Origin of the sequence: Bacillus sp. B1-b2, from assembly GCF_009183415.1 — a bacterium.
GTDB lineage: Bacteria > Bacillota > Bacilli > Bacillales > Cytobacillaceae > Niallia.
In genome coordinates this window covers 112,760-131,432 of record NZ_WEHU01000003.1, presented here as the reverse complement: position 1 = coordinate 131,432, position 18,673 = coordinate 112,760, and the positions used below count along the sequence as shown (strand labels likewise).

Annotated in this window: 14 protein-coding genes and 2 pseudogenes; 13 read left to right on the top strand and 3 right to left on the bottom strand. The window is 32.0% G+C overall.

The annotated features are described in order from the left end of the window. Positions 1-182: 182 nt before the first annotated feature. From F9279_RS04150 to F9279_RS04100, 12 genes and pseudogenes are all read left to right on the top strand, one after another. Entirely contained in the window at positions 183-2,681 is a 2,499-nt protein-coding gene (locus tag F9279_RS04150) for a GH39 family glycosyl hydrolase (RefSeq protein ID WP_152111525.1), read from the top strand. A gap of 240 nt (positions 2,682-2,921) precedes the next feature. Further along, positions 2,922-4,031 carry a Gfo/Idh/MocA family protein gene (locus F9279_RS04145; protein WP_152111524.1) on the top strand — a complete coding sequence of 370 codons (1,110 nt, stop codon included), beginning with the start codon at positions 2,922-2,924 and terminating at the stop codon, positions 4,029-4,031. Between the two features lie 26 nt (positions 4,032-4,057). Beyond that, entirely contained in the window at positions 4,058-4,498 is a 441-nt protein-coding gene (locus F9279_RS04140) for a DUF6379 domain-containing protein (protein WP_152111523.1), read from the top strand. Positions 4,499-4,515: 17 nt separating this feature from the next. After that, on the top strand, positions 4,516-5,487 hold the full coding sequence (locus F9279_RS04135) for a sugar phosphate isomerase/epimerase family protein (protein WP_152111522.1): 972 nt from the start codon (positions 4,516-4,518) through the stop codon (positions 5,485-5,487). 358 nt (positions 5,488-5,845) lie between these two features. Next, entirely contained in the window at positions 5,846-7,252 is a 1,407-nt protein-coding gene (locus F9279_RS04130) for an MFS transporter (RefSeq protein WP_152111521.1), read from the top strand. Between the two features lie 292 nt (positions 7,253-7,544). Then, positions 7,545-8,999: an MDR family MFS transporter gene (locus F9279_RS04125; protein ID WP_152111520.1), complete on the top strand. Its 1,455-nt coding sequence runs from the start codon at positions 7,545-7,547 to the stop codon at positions 8,997-8,999. Positions 9,000-9,026: 27 nt separating this feature from the next. Further along, positions 9,027-9,464 carry a DUF6379 domain-containing protein gene (locus F9279_RS04120; RefSeq protein WP_152111519.1) on the top strand — a complete coding sequence of 146 codons (438 nt, stop codon included), beginning with the start codon at positions 9,027-9,029 and terminating at the stop codon, positions 9,462-9,464. Further along, complete coding sequence (locus tag F9279_RS04115) at positions 9,448-10,437, top strand: sugar phosphate isomerase/epimerase family protein (protein ID WP_152111518.1); 990 nt, start codon at positions 9,448-9,450, stop codon at positions 10,435-10,437. The genes F9279_RS04120 and F9279_RS04115 overlap by 17 nt, the downstream gene beginning before the upstream one ends. A 107-nt stretch (positions 10,438-10,544) precedes the next feature. Continuing rightward, complete coding sequence (locus tag F9279_RS04110; protein ID WP_152111517.1) at positions 10,545-11,501, top strand: ROK family glucokinase; 957 nt, start codon at positions 10,545-10,547, stop codon at positions 11,499-11,501. Between the two features lie 749 nt (positions 11,502-12,250). Then, positions 12,251-13,024 (top strand): annotated as a pseudogene (locus F9279_RS26175) (MCP four helix bundle domain-containing protein); the annotation flags it as partial. Continuing rightward, the gene (locus F9279_RS26170; protein WP_413463192.1) at positions 13,016-13,963 is read left to right on the top strand and encodes a methyl-accepting chemotaxis protein; all 948 of its coding nucleotides are present in this window, start codon (positions 13,016-13,018) and stop codon (positions 13,961-13,963) included. The pseudogene F9279_RS26175 and the gene F9279_RS26170, both read left to right, overlap by 9 nt. Positions 13,964-14,172: 209 nt before the next feature. After that, entirely contained in the window at positions 14,173-14,544 is a 372-nt protein-coding gene (locus tag F9279_RS04100; RefSeq protein WP_152111515.1) for a VOC family protein, read from the top strand. Positions 14,545-15,944: 1,400 nt separating this feature from the next. Here F9279_RS04100 and F9279_RS04095 read toward each other — a convergent pair. The 3 genes from F9279_RS04095 to F9279_RS25565 all read right to left on the bottom strand — a co-directional run bounded on the left by F9279_RS04095 (position 15,945) and on the right by F9279_RS25565 (position 18,272). Beyond that, positions 15,945-16,766: an STAS domain-containing protein gene (locus F9279_RS04095; protein ID WP_152111514.1), complete on the bottom strand. Its 822-nt coding sequence runs from the start codon at positions 16,764-16,766 to the stop codon at positions 15,945-15,947. A gap of 820 nt (positions 16,767-17,586) precedes the next feature. Then, on the bottom strand, positions 17,587-18,117 hold the full coding sequence (locus F9279_RS04090) for a class I SAM-dependent methyltransferase (protein WP_264298223.1): 531 nt from the start codon (positions 18,115-18,117) through the stop codon (positions 17,587-17,589). Between the two features lie 2 nt (positions 18,118-18,119). Beyond that, positions 18,120-18,272, bottom strand: a complete 153-nt coding sequence (locus F9279_RS25565; RefSeq protein WP_226793203.1) for a hypothetical protein — start codon at positions 18,270-18,272, stop codon at positions 18,120-18,122. 161 nt (positions 18,273-18,433) lie between these two features. On the opposite strand from F9279_RS25565, the pseudogene F9279_RS04085 reads away from it, so the two are divergent. Further along, positions 18,434-18,661 (top strand): annotated as a pseudogene (locus F9279_RS04085) (LysR family transcriptional regulator); the annotation flags it as partial. Positions 18,662-18,673: the final 12 nt, after the last annotated feature.

The window sequence follows — 18,673 nt, the reverse complement described above, 5'->3', positions numbered from 1 at the left end:
TATAAAAAAAAGTTAATCGCTTACATAATTTTTGATAAAAGAAACCAAGAAGAAAAAAAGAATGATAGATAAGTGCAAGTATTTTTATTTCAACTACCTCTAACGAACTAAATATCGGTGGTTAATATGGATTAGAAAGATGTGTAAGTATCATTACTTGAAAATTCAGTGGAGGGAATAGAATGCTAAATACTCAAATAACTCAACCTTTAATAGATTCTAAATTAGTAGCTATTTCAGTCATGAATAATAAAGATGTGTTGGATCATGCACATAAAGACATCGAATTGATTTATGTAATTGAAGGGAATCTAGAAGTGAAGATAAAAAGTGATTCATTCAGATTAAATAAATCTGATTTTGTCATCGTTAATTCAAATGAACTTCATTCTTTTCAGTCAGAAAACAATAATTTATTTGTTATTATCCATTTTAACTATTTACAAATACGCTCAGTCCTCCAGCAGGAAAATCTCTTTTTTCAATGCAATTCATTAGAAGAAACAAGTGCTTCTAATCAACAGATAAAACAAGTGATAGAAGAAGTACTTTCTGTATACTTAAAAGAGTCAGATTTTTCAATAGCAGAATTTTGGGAAAAAGTATTAAAGCTAGTTTCTATTATTCAATTAAATTACTTGAGGGATAGGAAGCATCAAGAAATAAAACCACTTCAATCGGAGGAACTGGCGAATGAAAGGGTAATGGAGATACTTGAATATGTAGAGAATAATTTCCGAGAAGCATTAACACTTGAGGAAGTAGCAAGCACTCAATATATAACAGTACCTTATTTATCAAAATTTTTTAAAAAACAAACGGGAAAAACATTCTTGCAATATTTGAATAAAGTCCGTCTTGCTCATGCTGTAAATGAACTGATAAATACAAAAAAATCCATTACTAGAATTGCCCTTGATAATGGTTTCCCCAATCTTGTAGCATTTAATAGGGTTTTTAATGATAAATTTAAAATGAAGCCTGTTGATTACCGAAAAAGTAAATTAGAACAAATGAAAAAGGAAGAAAAAACAGTTAGTTACGATAAAGTGGAAATGGAAGAATCAATACTAGAATTACGAAATTATATAGAATGTTATGAACCAGTTCACAAAAAGAATGAAATAATATCTATTGAAACAGCTATTAGGAAACAATCAAAATTAGAAGCATATACAAAATATTGGAATAAAGTAATTAATGTTGGTTATGCAACAGACTTATTAAATTCCGATATGCAAGAACAGATTTCGTTATTACAAAATGATATTGGCTTCACTTATGCGCGATTTTGGGGGTTATTTAGTGAAGAAATGCATGTGGAAGATAACTCAGATGAGCAGGTAGTATATAATTTTTCAAATATTAATAAACTACTAGATTTTTTAATAAAACATAGATTGAAACCATTTATTGAGCTTGGTCCAAAACCGAAGCTTGTTTTGAAATCTTTCCATCAAACACTCATTTTTCAAACAAACAATGAAAAATCGCTGGATGAATGGAAAAAGTTACTAAGATCCTTTTTATTACACTGTATCGAGCGATATGGAATTGAAGAAGTAGAAACATGGTACTTTGAAATTTGGAGTAACAACATTGATCCTATTATTAATCTGAAGAATGAAAAGGGTTTGAGTAAAAGCAATAGACACGATCCCATTCAGTTTGAGGAGTATTTTAAAATATTCAGTTTTCTAAAAAGAATTCTACATGATATTGTTCCTGGTGCCAAAGTAGGTGGCTGTGGATTAACAATGGATTTAGAAGTGGATAAGTTAGATTTATTTTTAAAACAATGGAAATTGCAAGAAATGCAACCAGATTTTCTTTCTATATATCTCTATCCAATAGAAACGGAAAGTGAGAGAAATACGAAAAAAAATGTCATTTCAACGAACCCAAACTACATTAAGAACAAAGTTAACCAGGTAAGAGAATCTATGGAGAGATGTGGTTTTCCTCAATTAGAATTAAATATTACGGAGTGGAATATATCCATTTCCAATCGAGAATATTTAAATGATAGTTGCTATAAGGCATCCTATATTGCGAAGAATATTATAGGAAATTTGAATCAGAATATTAATATGTTAGGGTATTGGATGTGTTCTGATATATTTAGTGACTTTAAAGATTCTAAAAGTTTATTACATGGTGGTGTAGGTCTAATAACCAAGAGTGGTATTAGAAAACCAAGTTATCATTCATTTTCACTATTAAAACGATTGGGTGAAATATTAATTTCAAAAGGGGACAACTATATCATTACAAAAAAGTCTGGGGATAGATACCAGATTATTTGTTATAATTATAAACATTTTGATTATTCCTATTATCTTCAGCCAGAAGGTAGTATCGAGATTAGTGAACAGTATGATATTTTTGAAAATATGAATACCTTGCATGTATCTCTAAAATTAGAAGGAGTTTCAAATGGTAGGTATCGTATAAAAGAACAAAGGATTAATCGGGATCATGGTAGTATTTTGGATGAATGGTTAAGTTTTGGTTCGGTTTATGACATGAAACCAGACGAAGTGGAGTATTTAAAACAAAAATGTGTTCCTTATATGAAGGTAGATCATACTATTGTGGAAGAGAATAGTTTAGTGATTAAGGGTGAGCTTCAACCGCATGAAGTAAGGTTATATGAACTTAACTTAATTATTAGTGAATAGAAAAGAGATGAAAAAAGCCTCGGCATTTTTCATCTCTTTTTTATGTCATATTCGTATTTTATATGTTATTGAGATTAAGAATATTATAGTATTTTTTAATCTTCTATAAGAAAAGAAGTAAAATCTCTAGAAAAATTAGGTGGGAATTCAATGTTAAAGAGTTAATAAATAAAAGGGAAAGCATGAAGTTAAAAGTTAAAATTAATATGTAAGCGAAACCAACATAAAGGAGATATACAAATGAATAAATTAAGAATTGGTATTATCGGTTGCGGAGGAATTGCAAATAACAAACATTTTCCTGCATTATCTCATTTTAAAAACCAGTGTGAGATGGTGGCATTCTGTGATGTGGTCGAAGAAAGAGCGTTAAAAGCGGCGAAAGAATTTGGATCAGATGATGCAAAAGTATACACAGACTACAATGAATTATTAAAAGATCACTCTATTGATATAGTGCATGTATGTACACCAAACGTATCCCATAGTCCTATTACCGTGGCAGCATTTGAAGCGGGTAAGCATGTTTTATGTGAGAAACCTATGGCACATAATACAGAAGCTGCTCAAAAGATGGTAGAAGCATGGAAAAAGTCTGGAAAGAAATTCACCGTTGGCTATCAAAATCGCTTCAGAGAAGAAGTACAAGCATTACACCAATCTTGTGAAAAAGAAGAATTAGGAGAAATCTATTTTGCAAAAGCACATGCCGTACGTCGTCGTGCTGTGCCAACATGGGGCGTATTCCCAGATAAATCTCAACAAGGCGGGGGTCCACTAATTGATATCGGAACTCATGCACTGGATATAACTTTATGGATGATGGATAACTACAAGCCAGTATCCGTAACAGGGTCTGTATTTCATAAATTAGGCAACTTACCAGAAGGACCAGAAGGAAACTTATTTGGACCGTGGGATCCTGAAACATTTGAAGTAGAAGATTCAGCATTTGGCTATATCAAAATGGAAGATGGTTCTACTATTTTCTTAGAATCTTCATGGGCATTAAACACATTAGATGCGAAAGAAGCAGCAACTACTCTTTGTGGAACAAAAGGGGGAGCACAAATTATCTCCGGAATGGGTCAAAAAGAGAAAGAATTAATTTTTAACAGAGCGCACAACAATATGTTAGTAGAACAGAAGAAATCGCCTGTCGGAAATATTGCCTATTTTGAAGGTGGAGCAAATTCTCCAGAAGTGTTAGAAGCAAAACAATGGCTAGAGGCAGTAAAAGAAGATAAAGAACCATTAGTAAAGCCGGAGCAAGCATTTGTCGTAACACAAATTTTAGATGCTATCTATCAATCTGCAGAAACTGGTAAGGAAGTTGTTTTTAATAAATAAGCAAAAAAATATAGGAGGAGAACAAAATGACGTTTGTAATGAAATTACCTTTTGTTGATACAGTTGTTGATAATAGCCTTGCTAATACATTGGTAAATGGAAAAAAATTAGGGTATGAATTTCAAGTTAGATTAAGCTATTATCGCGGTCATTATTTATCTTGTATTGAAGACTTAACCATTGTAGTAGATGGGGAAAAGGTTCAAGCAAATGATCTCAGTTTATGCTTGAATGGTAAAGAATTTACAATGGGGCAAATCCCTTATCTTATTTCGGAATTTTGGAATTGTAATGAAGCAGCGACGATAAAAGTTTACTTACCAGGCGGGCTAGAAGAAGGAGAACATAATATAGATGTTACTTTATTACTTCGTAACGCCTATATGTACGTTCCAGGAAATACAGAAAAACATAATTATGCAGTACTAGATTCTTGTGGAAGTAAAACATTAACGCTAAGAAATTAAGAGAGGAGAAAGAAATCATGGGTAATATTAAACTAGGAGTTTCTTTATTTAGTTTTTCAACAGATTTTGTAAAAGGTATTCTTACTTTAGAAGATTGTATCCGTTCTGCCGCGGAAATTGGTGGTGAAGGATTTGAGCTTGTTGGAGCATCGATGTTACCTACATATCCATATGCTAATGAAAAAATAGTTAATGAATTTAAATCAATGAGCGATCATTATGGAATTAAATTTGTATCATACGGTGCAAGTGCAGATAGAGGGGTGACTTCAGACCGTGATTTAACCGATGAAGAGCTAATTCAATCTGCCATTCTGGATATTAAAACAGCAAATAAATTGGGGTGTGAAATGATGCGAGTTCAGTATCATTTATCACCAGCAGCTATAGAAAAATTAGTTCCTTATGCCGAGAACTATGGAGTTAAATTAGGGATAGAGATTCATAATCCGGATAATCCATCATCTCCAAAAATCCAGAAATATGTAGAGCTATTTGAAAGATTAGGAACTGACTTTGCTGGATTTGTCCAAGATTTCGGGTGTTTTGCCACGAAACCTAACAAAGTATATTGGGATGAAGCACTTGAGAACGGAGCACCTCTTGAGTTATTAGAAATGGCTGCAAACTTCCGCTATAATGATGTACCGAAAGAAGAAGCCATGAAGAAATTGTTAGAAGCAGGAGCAAATGGAGCTGTTATTGGTGCATTACAAGGTATGTACGGTTTTGTTCAATTTAGCCATAATCCAGATTTAGAGGGATTAAAACAAATTATGCCACATATTAAATACTGTCATGGAAAATTCCATTACATGCATGAGCACCTGGAAGAAGCCAGTATTCCATATGCCGATGTTTTGAAAGTTCTACACGATTCAAACTTTAATGGTTATATAATGTCAGAATACGAAGCATCAATTGATGCAGTAGAAATGACAAGAAGACATCTACAAATGGAACGAAATATTCTTGAAAGCTTAAAATAATGAATCAAAAAAATATATGTTTCATCTTAAAGATAAGATCTGTATAAATACAGATCTTATCTTTTTTTTACCTATATAGTCAAGCTGAATAGATTCATAGAATGTGAATCTTCTAAAAGATAAATGGATTAATCATTTTCTAGAATATAACGATTGCATATTAAAGAATTACATAAAATATTAACCATTTTCTAACTACACAAGCAAATAGATTAAATATTTATAGCATTCAGAGTAAGAATAGGATATTTAATGTAAGTGTTTACATTTAAAATTTAAATCAGAAAGTGCTTAATAAATTTAAAAGTAAGGTGCCGCTTTTAATTTATTTTTTCAATTACAAAAAGGAGGAAAATTCATGAGTAATACGAGTATTACTGAGAATATAGAAACTGTAGTTGTTGAAAAGAAAGAAAAGCTGTCTACGGGAACAAAAGTTAGTTATGGATTAGGCGATTTCGCAAGTCAATTATTTTGGAGTTTTAGTGGTTCCTATTTGACTATTTATTATACAGATGTTGTTGGGATTGCACCAGCTGTCATTGCAATGATTATGTTACTATCGAGAATCTGGGATGGAATTAATGATCCACTCCTTGGTGCTCTTGCAGACCGTACAAAATCAAAACATGGTAGATTTAGACCTTATATACTTTATGGTACACCATTCTTGGCTCTATTTAGTGTATTAGCCTTTACCTCACCAGGCTTTCTTGAATCTATGGGTGCTAAAATTGCCTGGGCAGTATTTACATATGTCGGACTAAGTATGCTTTATACTGTTGTTAACATTCCTTACGGTTCTTTATCTGCTGTTATGTCATCTAATCAGGGAGAAAGAACAGCTCTAATGTCTTATAGAATGACTTTTACCAATTTAGGAAGTGTATTACTTAGTATTGCTTCTATGCCATTAATCATTTTCTTTAGTGGTGGAGATGAGGGGTCATTAACAGGAAATGGATATACAATGACAGCTGTAGTACTAGCAGTAATTGCTATTCCGCTTTTCTATATACTTTTCTTCAATACAAAAGAAGTGATAAAGCCATTAAATAATGAAAAAATACCCTTCGCAACATCATTTGTAAGCGTTTTATCAAGTAAGTCGCTAATTCTAATATTTTTTATGTTACTTACTTCTTTAACAGCGTTTTTTGGTAGAATGGGCGTTCAAATCTATTATTATATTTATGTCATCAAGAGAATGGATTTAATTGCAATATTTATGCCTTTACCTGCTATTGGAGCGGTACTTGGTATTCTAATATTCACTCGCTTTGGAACTAAAATTGGTAAAAAGAATTTGTTATATATTTCTTACTTCTTCTCCGCTGTATTCTTAATGATTCTTTACTTTATCGACTTTAGCAATATTACCATGTTACTGGTAGTAACATTCCTTTATGGATTAGCCCAATTTGGAACACCTATTGTCATGGCTATGATACCTGATGCTATTGATGAATTAGAGTATAAAAAGGGTATACGTCTTGATGGTACGGCTTTTGCAGCAACAAGTTTGGCAACTAAATTTGCGAGTGCACTTGGTGGTGCTGTAACAGTAGCATTACTGGGCTCTTTTGGATATGTAGCAAATGCAGAACAAACTACAGAAGCAATTGCTGGTATTAATTTAGTAGTAAATATTTTACCAGGCATATGTTTCTTACTAGCTATGATTCCAGTTTTTCTATATAAATTGGATGATAATAAATCTAGTGAAATTAGAGATAAATTAAATGCTCAACGTATGGCTCAATAATTAATAGAAATACTAGATGCACATAACTCAATTGGTAGTTATGTGCATTATTAAATTAAGTTTATATTAGATCAAGGGATAAGACAATTTTCTTAAGGAGTGTTGCTTTAGATTCGAGGATAAAAATAACATATAAATTCTTAATCTACAGAGCATGAGAGCAAGGAACAGTGAGGATAAGAAAGTAAAGGAAATTGTAAAAAGATAAGAAAGCTCTTTCTTAAGTATAAAGTTAAGATAAATGAAGGATAACAATTAATTAAATATTTAACTTAAGGAGAGATAGAAAAGAATGGAAAAGGAGATCCAACAAACGAAATATAAAAAAAGTATTTTATTGGCATTAATACTGTTAACACTTTTTGTTGCAGTACTAAATCAAACATTTTTGATCACTGCTCTTCCTCAAATTATGCTTGATTTCCATGTAGATGCTAATAAAGCGCAGTGGGTAACTACTATATTTATGCTTTCAAGTGGAATAATTGTGCCAATATCAGCATTTTTAATTGCTAGATTTACAACAAGACAATTATTTTTTACCGCTGTTATTACTCTATTAATAGGAACTATTTTAGCAGGTTTTTCAACAAGTTTTACAATCCTCTTAATAGGTCGCTTAACACAAGCGGTTGGTGCTGGATTAATAATGCCACTTGTATCAAACATTATTTTACAAATAACAACAAATGAAAATCGTGGTAGTGCAATGGGATTGCTAATCCTAGTGATCTGTTTTGGTCCAGCAATTGGTCCTGCTCTCGCTGGAGGTATTGTTGATTATTTTTCATGGAGATACTTATTCTTTGGAACATTTCCAGTTGTATTATGTATTTTTATTGCTTCCTTTTTTATTTTAAAAAATGTGACCGAGACAAATAAACAGATAAAATTGGATATTTTATCAGTAGTCTTATCCACACTGGCTTTTACTGGAATTCTATATGGATTAAGTCTAATTGGTACATATGGATGGAGAGATCTTACAACCATTAGTTGGATTGCAATAGGAGCACTTTCCTTGTATTTCTTAGTTCGAAGACAATTAAAACTACCAGATCCAATGATTGAATTTAGAGTTTTTAAATATCCTATTTTTTCTGTTTCCACTATTTTAGTAAGTATTGCCTTTGCAACAATGTTTGGAGTAGAAACCATTATTCCTCTATATACTCAAAATGTAGAAGGTACTTCAGCACTGGTATCGGGTTTAATCTTATTACCTGGGGCAGTTTTAATGGGGGGGATATCTCCTTTTATAGGGAAATTAACAGATAAAATGGGAATTAAAGTATTAATTTTAATAGGTTTTACCATTGTTACACTTTCAACGATTCCCCTTTCCATTATTGGATTAGAAAAATCACTTTTATTAATTGTTCTCTTTTATTCGTTACGAATGATTGGAACAGGATTTCTAATGACACCAGTGCAAACGGGAGCAATGAATGCCATTCCTAAGCATTTATACAGACATGGAGTCGCAGTTTATAGCACGTTAACTAATATTGCCGGTTCAATCGGTATTTCCCTTATTGTTGGTTTATATACAGCTCTAGCAAAAAGTTCAAGCTTAAGTGTTCTAGAATCAGAAAAATATGCTATAGCTGTTACTTTCTTAGTTGTAACCATTATTAGTGGGGTAGGACTTCTACTAGCACTTAAATTAAAGGATAAATCAGTTCAAGAAACAACCAGCTCCGTACAAGCAGCAAAAGGAAAACAGACAGAAGAATTAAACTCATAAATAAGTAATACAAATGGAGGAATTATCATGTTTGAAAAATATCTTATCTCGGAAAAAACGTTCCACAATGTTGAAAGTACAGGAGAAATAATAGGATACAATGTTGGACTTAGAATACCGTATTATCGTGGGATTACTCTATCGTGTGTTAATGAGATTAATTTAACAATCAATGGGGTTAGCATCTCACATGATGATATGACTGTTATGGTTGAAACTGGTTCATTTCCATACAGGGAACTCTCAACTGTTATTAATAATAGATGGGAAATGACCGAAGAAGCAGTAATTTTTGTAAATGCACCTGGTGGATTGGAAGCTAAGGAACATATAATAGAAGCATTTGTTAGTCTTCGGATTTCCTATCAACCGCATCCAAATACTGGTGCAGACAAAAAAATAGTTAAACTTGGAACAACTAGAAAAGTAGATAAGGAGGTTATACAAAATGACAGAAACTATTAAAACAGGTGTATCTTTGTATAGCTATCAAGAAGAATTCTATACAGGAAAATTAGATTTAGAAGGATGTATAAAAGAGGTAGCAAAGTCAGGAGCAAAAGGTGTAGAAATTTTACCTGAACAAATGATTAAAGGATTCCCACGTATTCCAGAAACTTTTTATGAAAAGTGGCATGAATGGATGAAAACATATAATCTTACACCAATCGCTTATGATGCTTTTTTAGAGCTTAAGTTATTTCCTAATCGTATTACAACCCTTGAAGAATCAGTTGATATGATGAAAAGAGATATCGATATAGCAAGCAAATTAGGATGTAAGGTATTAAGAACACTTGTTGCTACACCTATTGAAGTAATAGATGCATCCTTACAATATGCAGAAGAAAAAGATGTGAAAATAGCTTTAGAAGTACATGCTCCTTTTACATTTGGTACTCCTTGGTTCGAAGAGAGAATGGAATATATCCAAAAAACGGGAACAAAATGGTTTGGGATTATGCCTGATTTAGGTGTGTTCGTAAAGCGTATGCCAAGTGTAATGGAAGATTGGCATATTAGGCATGGTGCGGATCCGAAAATTGTTGAATATGTAAGCGAGCATTATGCAAATAGAGCAGATATGAAAGCAATTGAAAAAGAAGTACAAAACAGGAAAAATGCAAATGAATATGATAAATTGTTTGCTAGATTAGGTACACATATGGTTTATACGGATCCCCAATCTCTGAAGGAATACATTCCTTATATCATGCATATACATGGGAAATTTTATGAAATTAATGACCTGATTGAAGAGCCGAGCATCCCTTATCAAGAAATTATTTCTGTCTTGAAAGAAAATGGATATACAGGCTATGTGAATAGTGAATATGAAGGAAATCGTCATATCCAAGATTATAAAGAGGTAGACAGTATCGAACAAGTTAAAAGACATCAAAAATTATTAAATAAAATTATTCATGGTTCCATATAAAAGATTGCTTTAATCATGAATTTAATTATCATTCTAAGAATAATTAGATAATTCAGGTAATCTAGAATAATCATTCCTTGATTACATGCTTTGTTTAGGAGGTTAGCATGAAGAAATTAATAGGTATCGATTTAGGGGGCACAACTGTTAAATTCGCTATCTTAACAGAAAATGGTAAAGTCCAACATAAGTGGAGTATAGAAACAGATATTAGTAACGATGGAAAAAATATTATTCCAAATATTATAGAATCAATGAAGCATCGTTTAGAATTATACGGTTTAACAAAGGGAGATTTTATTGGAATTGGAATGGGATCTCCTGGATCTGTTAATATAGAAAACGGTACGGTTGTTGGAGCATATAATTTAAACTGGAGAACGCTACAACCTGTAAAAGAGCAAATAGAAAATGGAACAGGGATTCCATTCTTTATAGATAATGATGCAAATGTCGCATCGCTTGGAGAACAATGGATTGGTGCAGGAGAAGGCAGTAATAATGTTGTATTTGTGACTCTTGGCACTGGTGTTGGTGGTGGAATTATAACAGAGGGTAAATTAGTTCATGGTGTTGGTGCAGCAGGTGAAATTGGACATATTAACGTGAATCCAAATGGTTACACCTGTACTTGTGGAAATATAGGTTGTCTAGAAACAGTTGCTAGTGCTACAGGAATTGTGCGTCTTGCAAGAGATATGTCAGAACAATATGCAGGAGATTCAAAATTGAAATTCATGATAGATGATGGACAACAAGTTACAGCAAAGATTGTATTTGATCTAGCGAAGGAGAACGACCCTTTAGCAGTGAAAGTATTGGATAAATTTTATTTTTATTTAGGTTTAGCCTGTGGAAACATTGCCAATGTTCTGCATCCTGAAACAATAGTGATTGGTGGTGGGGTATCAGCAGCTGGAGAAATGTTAATTAATGGTGTAATGGACAATTTCCAAAAGTATGCATTCCCACAAATTAGAATGACTACTAAATTAAAATTAGCCGAACTAGGAAATGATGCAGGTGTAATTGGAGCAGCATCTTTAGTGAAAATAAGAGCCTAAACACAAAATACTCTGCAAGTTATAGTAGGTAGTTTATGACCTATTAACCGTTAAATAATCTCTAATGATAACCGTCAAAAAACTTGATATATAAGGTTTTTGACGGTTTCTTTATTATACCATTATTTCTTTTAAGAATGATTAACGATAAGCCTCTTTTAACATGGTATATTACAATCCATTTAAAAATCACAGTTTAAAAATACAACTACTAATAAACTAAATAATTGTAAGGAGTTTTATTATACGGGGGAAACATTCCTATGTAGTAGAGGGTTGAAATTTATATGAAGTGAATGATGAATGATTATTTTGACCCTTATTTTATAAATACAAAGTGGGAATTTTAGGGAAAAATACTCTAATGCATTGAATAATCAGCAGGGTATATATTCCAAATGTTCAATAAATCTATTCGATTCCTTTGTTCAATGATCTTTAGAATATGTGATAATTAAAGCATATTTATAGAAAGAGAAGAGAGTATGCTATATAATATCAGGACGCGTCAATTCATAGATTGTTATTACTTTAGAGTGGGTAAAAATGAATTAGGAGAAATTCGTAATATTACCAGTTGTTTTTCATGGGTTTCCTACCGATAAGTTAATTAGAGAGGTAATGGTTTGTTTCTTCGAATATACTTCCCAGTTGTTTAGGTCATGCTGGCACGTGTCCCAAGCAACAAGTAAAGCATGAAACAGAGCATTACCATATAACCTAATTAACCATTTAGAGGAGATTGTGAAATGAATTTTATGAAAAACAGAAAAGTATCACAAAAAATATTCATACTTATTATACTTAGTAGTATATTTCTTTTGTCTATAGGTATTTTTGGAGTGACTGGGTTGCAACAGATGTCAAAGAATACAAAGGCTATGTATGAAGATAGATTAATTCCTAATACTTGGATAGCTAAAATGCAACAAAACAACACGCAGAATGATGCTTATGTTCTTGAATTATTTAATACAGAGACAGAAGAAGAAAATAATAAGATTATGGATGCTTTTAAAGCATCAACAGAAGAAATAGAAATGTATAAGGAGAAAATAGGAAAACTAGATCTATCCAATAAAGAACGTGCCGCTTTGGAGGAATATAGCGAAGCAGTACCTGATTTTATAGAAACAAGATTAAAAGCGATGGAATTAGGAATGCAAAACAAAAATGTAGAGGCTTTTAACCTATATAGCACAGAGGTAAAAGCTAAAAAGCAAGCTGTTGTTGAAAAACTGAATATCTTACAAGAAATCAACTTAGACACCGCAGAAGAAATTGCAACAGAAAATGAAAAAGAAGCACAGAAATCCATGTATACGTTTATTATTGTCATGTTTGTGGCAATTGCAGTGACCGTTAGTATAGGTATTTATATTTCCAGAATGATTACCAAGCCACTAAAATCATTAGAAGAATTAATGCAAAAAGGGAAAAATGGCGATTTCACCGAATTATCTACTTACGATGCTAAAGATGAGATTGGTTCATTGGCTACAAGTTTCAACGGAATGTCAGAAGGTATAAGAGAGGTAGTCCAAACGATTAATGAATCATCCCAACAACTAGCTGCTTCTTCAGAAGAATTAAGTGCAGGGGCGGAAGAAAACACAAGAGCTAGTGAACACATTTCTGAAACGATTCAAGAACTAGCATCTAGTTCTGAAAATCAAATGAAGCAAATTGAATCTAGCTCAAGAGGTATTGAAAATATATCTGATAGCACGACTACCATTACAAAACATGCAGAGAAAGTAGTAGTAACAGCAGAGGAAGCATCTAAAATATCCGGTAAAGGTGCGGAAAGCATGATTGAAGCTACTAAACAAATGAACTCTATTAATATGAATGTCATTAATCTAGCGAAATCTGTAAATTCCTTAGAGTCACGCACGAATGAAATCGGAGATATTACGAAAGTTATTACGGACATTTCTTCTCAGACAAATCTATTAGCCTTAAATGCTGCTATAGAAGCTGCGAGAGCAGGTGAGCAAGGAAAAGGATTTGCCGTAGTTGCAGAGGAAGTGAGAAAACTAGCAGAACAATCTTCTCAATCTGCGAAACAAATCTCAACACTTATAGCCCAAATACAAGAAGATACAAAAGCTACGTCCTCTTCTATGGATACAGCAACAATAGACGTACAAGCAGGGCTATCTATTGTGAATGAAGCGGGAGAATCCTTTAAACATGTAGAGCATTCGGTGAAGGAATTAGTTCTCTTAATTGAAGAAGTGTTTGGTTCATTACAACAATTAAAAGAGAATACTAACATGATTAATGACTCTGTTCAGGAGGTCAGTCACATGGCTGGAGATGCTGCCTCGAAAACAAGTAATATTTCATCAGCAACAGAAGAACAAGTAGCATCAATGGAGGAAATTTCAGCTTCTTCCGCTACGCTTGCAAATCTAGCAACAGAACTACAATCATTAATTCAACGATTTAAAATATAAAAGCTAAACACCCATAGGTAAATGAATGGATGCCCAATTGATAGGTTGTAATTGGCCTCCTTCTTGCTTATGGGTGTTTTATTTTCCTGCAAAAATCATCTATACCTTTCTTATCTTGCTAATAGGGGTTAATTTAAATAATCAGAAGGAAAAAGATATATAGAAAGGGAACTATTTGATATAACGGATTAAATAAAGGAGAAAATACTATGAGTAAACCATTTATTGAACAAGTTCATTATATTAGAATTCCTGTAAAAGATTTAGAACTATCTGCACAATGGTACAGAGATGTATTAGGGCTCCAGTTACTAAACAATACTGAGGAGCTTGCAATTTTTAAAGTAAATGAAGGACCTTTCTTACTAATCTTAGTTCCTACAGAAGATGAAACATTTGCACATTTTACAATTGATAATGTACAAGAATTTAGCATTGGTTTCACAAGTCCAGAATTATCTAAATTCCATCAACACTTAATTGATAATCAAGTTAAGGTCGAGGATATAAAAGAAGATAATGGACATGCCTTTTTCCACTTTTATGACCTAAATGGTAATAAACTTCAAGTACACTGGTAAGATTATAATAAATAAATTACCTTATGTCATCATTGGGAGATTTCCTTAAAATTGGATAAGTGGTAAAATAATACAATTAAAATCGCCAAAACTAAAAAAACCTTTCTTTTTTACATAATATTATTTAAAGAAACACAGACATACAGAATTTTGTCATCTATAAATTTTTAAGCTGTTCGTTGCTTACTTGACACCGTCATAAGGTTAACCCTATCTGCTGTTAACTTGGAAACATGTTGTAAACAAGCGTCACGAGATACCATTATAGTTCCTTAAGTAGGAAAATTGGAAGAACTGGAGAATAACATGCAAGTATGTTTTTTATTGCCACGGGAGGGTTACTGTACGAATATATTGTAAAAGAAAATATCTTGTAGAAATTCCACACTGATTTTTCTACAGACTTGAAATGGTTGTTATTATTTATGCCATTGTTACAATGCCTATTAGTATCTTGATTTTTTCTTTCCCTTTTTCCAAAAAGATAGTTTCAAACACTGATTTACATTTTGCTTAAGTCTGGAATTTATATATTTATTGATTGGATTTTAAATGTATTCGAGAAAATTTTCTACCGGAATATATGGGGATTTTTGGTTTTTTTCGATTTACGTGATTTTACAAATTGTTACCATAAAACTCAAAAGTGGTCTCATGGTACATTTATCATGAGGTGGTATAATGTTTTTTTACCTATGTTAATACACCAGTCAAACGTTCTTTAAAAAAGCTTGAAGTGATCTCCAAGCCTATGATTTTAAGGTGCGAAAATTTATGAACAGATAGGTCATTCCATAAGCAATTCCCACAATGATTAGGTCTAAGAAGAAAAGATGAACAATGGTTAGCTCTCTCGATAGAACAACCAGTCCCATCCATTTTTCGATGGAGGAAAGGCTAGCTACCAGTTATCACCCTGTTCCAGTAAGAATAATGTTTGTTATAATCTTTAAACATAAGGACCCTTCTATCTAATAAAATTTGTTGTGGTAACTATAATTTTATCAGAAGTGGTCCTTATTTTTATGGAAAAAGTAAACAAAGCCGTGAAATTTTACTCCTCGTAAAATTTCACGGCTTTTTCATCTAAAAGGAGGGTTTTGTCCCAGCCTCTTATCTTATGCAACAATTTGGGCAACATCCTTATGTATTAAAAAGAATCAAATGAGGAGAATGTTATGAAAGAAGTGTAATAAAGTGCTAAAGGGACATTTTACCTGAAAAAGTATTACATTGTATGAATTGAATATATACCCAGTATAGTAGGAGAGTGTATATAGATCTGAATAAAAGTTTAAAAGGTATAGAGTAAATACTAGCGCTGGTTAGTCAACCAAATAATTAATGGTTGACTTAATCAGGGGATAGTACTTAAAAGTTGCTTATAAGTGATTCTAAAATTAAAGATATAACTTCAAAGTTTCTTGCAGTGTCCCTTTTGTCTCAGAATCCTTCCCAAAGTGAATACCTGAATGAACCATTTTTTTTACTAGCTCTGGTCTTAATCCAGTGAGAATAGTTTTACAACCCATCATAGATATTCCGGCTAAGATTTTCTCGAAATAATCGATAACATCTCTTTCCATAGTAGCCAAACCAGAAAGATCAATTACTAAAGTTTGAATTCTTGTTTCTGCTATATCATTTAGAACTTTTTCTTCAATTACCCTAATTCTATAGTCGTCAATATCACCGATTAAAGGTAGAACAGAAACGTACTGTTTAATAGGGATGATAGGAACTGATAAATGTTCCACCATTTCTCTCTGTTTATAAAGCATTTCATCTTTAAATTTTGAATAGCTTAGAAAAAAATTATTTAAAAATTGGTCTATTTTCTCGTTGAAAATTTTCTCCATACTATAATAGTGATTGCGATTTTGAACTATATCTTTTTCGTTATCAAGTACATTAATATAATGCCATAATGTTCTCCGAATAGCCTGTATCCACTCTAGTTTCAACTTTAAGGTTAAAGAATGTTTAGCCCATGCAATTCCTTCAAAATTAGCAAAAGAAACTAAATCTTCTTCCTTTTGCTCTACAACAAAAAAAATCAATTTTTTGGCGTTCTTTACTAAATCAATATTTCCTTTTTTTAATATATCAGAAACTTTTGAAGACACATTTACTGCCTCTGTAAGTAATTTATTTTGAAACAGTTCTTCATTCTCCGTAATAAAATTTTTTATTTCATCTTTCATATTATCTATAGTATTCATCTACATTACTCCTAGTTATAATTTTTTGTACAGAATAAAAAAGGATATAAATATTTTAAACTTTACCCTGTTTGATAGGAGATTAAACTATAACTTAATAATTTTTCTTTATTTCTCTAGAAGACAATTATATTATTGATTGATACTATAAAAATTAAGTGATATCTCTACAAGATAAGAATTAATAATAGGGAGGCATATTCGAAATTTCCTTGAAAAACCACAAGATGAGCTGGACTGAAGATAGCACTCAAGTATTCAAGAGGAAGAGTGTGTGGCCCAGAACGGCAGTGACATCCAAGATATATATATTAATTGTTGAAAATAGGAACTAGATGATAGTCCTAAGGGTATTTTCATTTAGTTTTTTTCTATACTAATTTTAAGGAAAAGCTTCCCCCAAAAAATTCCCGTAGTTTTAAGCTATTTATTTTGCACTGATATTATTGTATTAAGTTGCTCGTAGTTAATAGGAAGATTAATAAGTAGAAAGAAATGCGTTGATTATAAGATTTAATGGTGAATGATTCTTTACATGGAAAATAATACACTTAAGATATAGGGAGCTTTCCTTAAAAAAAGGTAAGCTCATTCTTAACTGGTCCCTATGTCAAGGACACAATAAAAAAAGAGTTAAGCAGCTAACAGATGACTGTGATATTGAAGGCTTCTTTGATAATATTCCTTATAAGAAATTGTAAAATACTAGATGGTGTAAAATGTTTTTTTATATTTTTTACAAGTCTATACTATATTAGTAAAGAAAGGCCTCATGAACGATAGGAATGTTAGATATCTAGGGGGCACTAGAGTGTTCAGGCTAATCTTTTCTCGCGAATAATACAACAAAATTAAAGTACTTATAAATACAATCAACATCTTTAAATCCACTACTTTTTAACCAATTAATTTGATTGTTTAGTGTAGTCATTTTATCAAGTTTTGTTCTCTCATGAGCAGCATCAATTTCGCTAATCGTTAAGCCACTCCTATTTATTTTATTTTTCCAATCATTTTTATATAAGGAATCTATAAAGGATGTATGACCAAGTACTTGGTCAGCATTTATGAATATCCCATCAGCATTTAATAAAGAGTAAATTTTATCAAACATCTTCTTCTTTTCCTCATCTGTTATGTGATGTATGGAGAGTGAGGACACCACAATATCAAAGCTATATTCAAATTTATGCTCAGCATAATTAGAAATTACATAGTCAATATGATCCTCTTCTTTAAATCGAATCCTTGCTTGGTCTAACATGTTTTCAGAAATATCTATTAGTGTAATTTTTGCTTTTGGGAACTTTTCTTTTATGAAGGCAGAAAATAACCCTGTTCCAGCCCCTATGTCTAGAACTCTTGGTGATTCCTTCTTTGTCTTAATAATAGATATTGGAATGGAATAAAATCATCAAAACAAGGAATTAATTTCCTTCGTTGATTATCATATTGTAGTGCGTTTTGGTTAAACTTTTCTCTTAACTTATTAAAAGTGGTATCCAAAGTAGATCTCCCCCTGAAATTTCTAATTTTTTACTAGAGTACTTCAATTGTAAATTATCTAGTATATAATGGAAATTAACAAAAACATTGGAAATTAATAACAAACTGTTATCAATGAAAGGGGCAGAGATTCAATGGACATTAAATGACTAAAGACTTTTACAGTCGTAGCAAAGTATGAAAACCTTCGACGGGCTTCCGAAGATCTTTTCTTAACACAACCAGCTCTCAGCAAACATATAAAAAATCTTGAAAACTATTTGAATATTAAATTGTTTGATCGAGTTGGTAAAAACATTGCTCTCACTCCTGCTGGTTATAAATTTCTTTCGTATGCTACAGGATTTTTAGATGAATACGATAAGGGTATGGATGAATTCGGCAGGTGAAAACAAGGATAT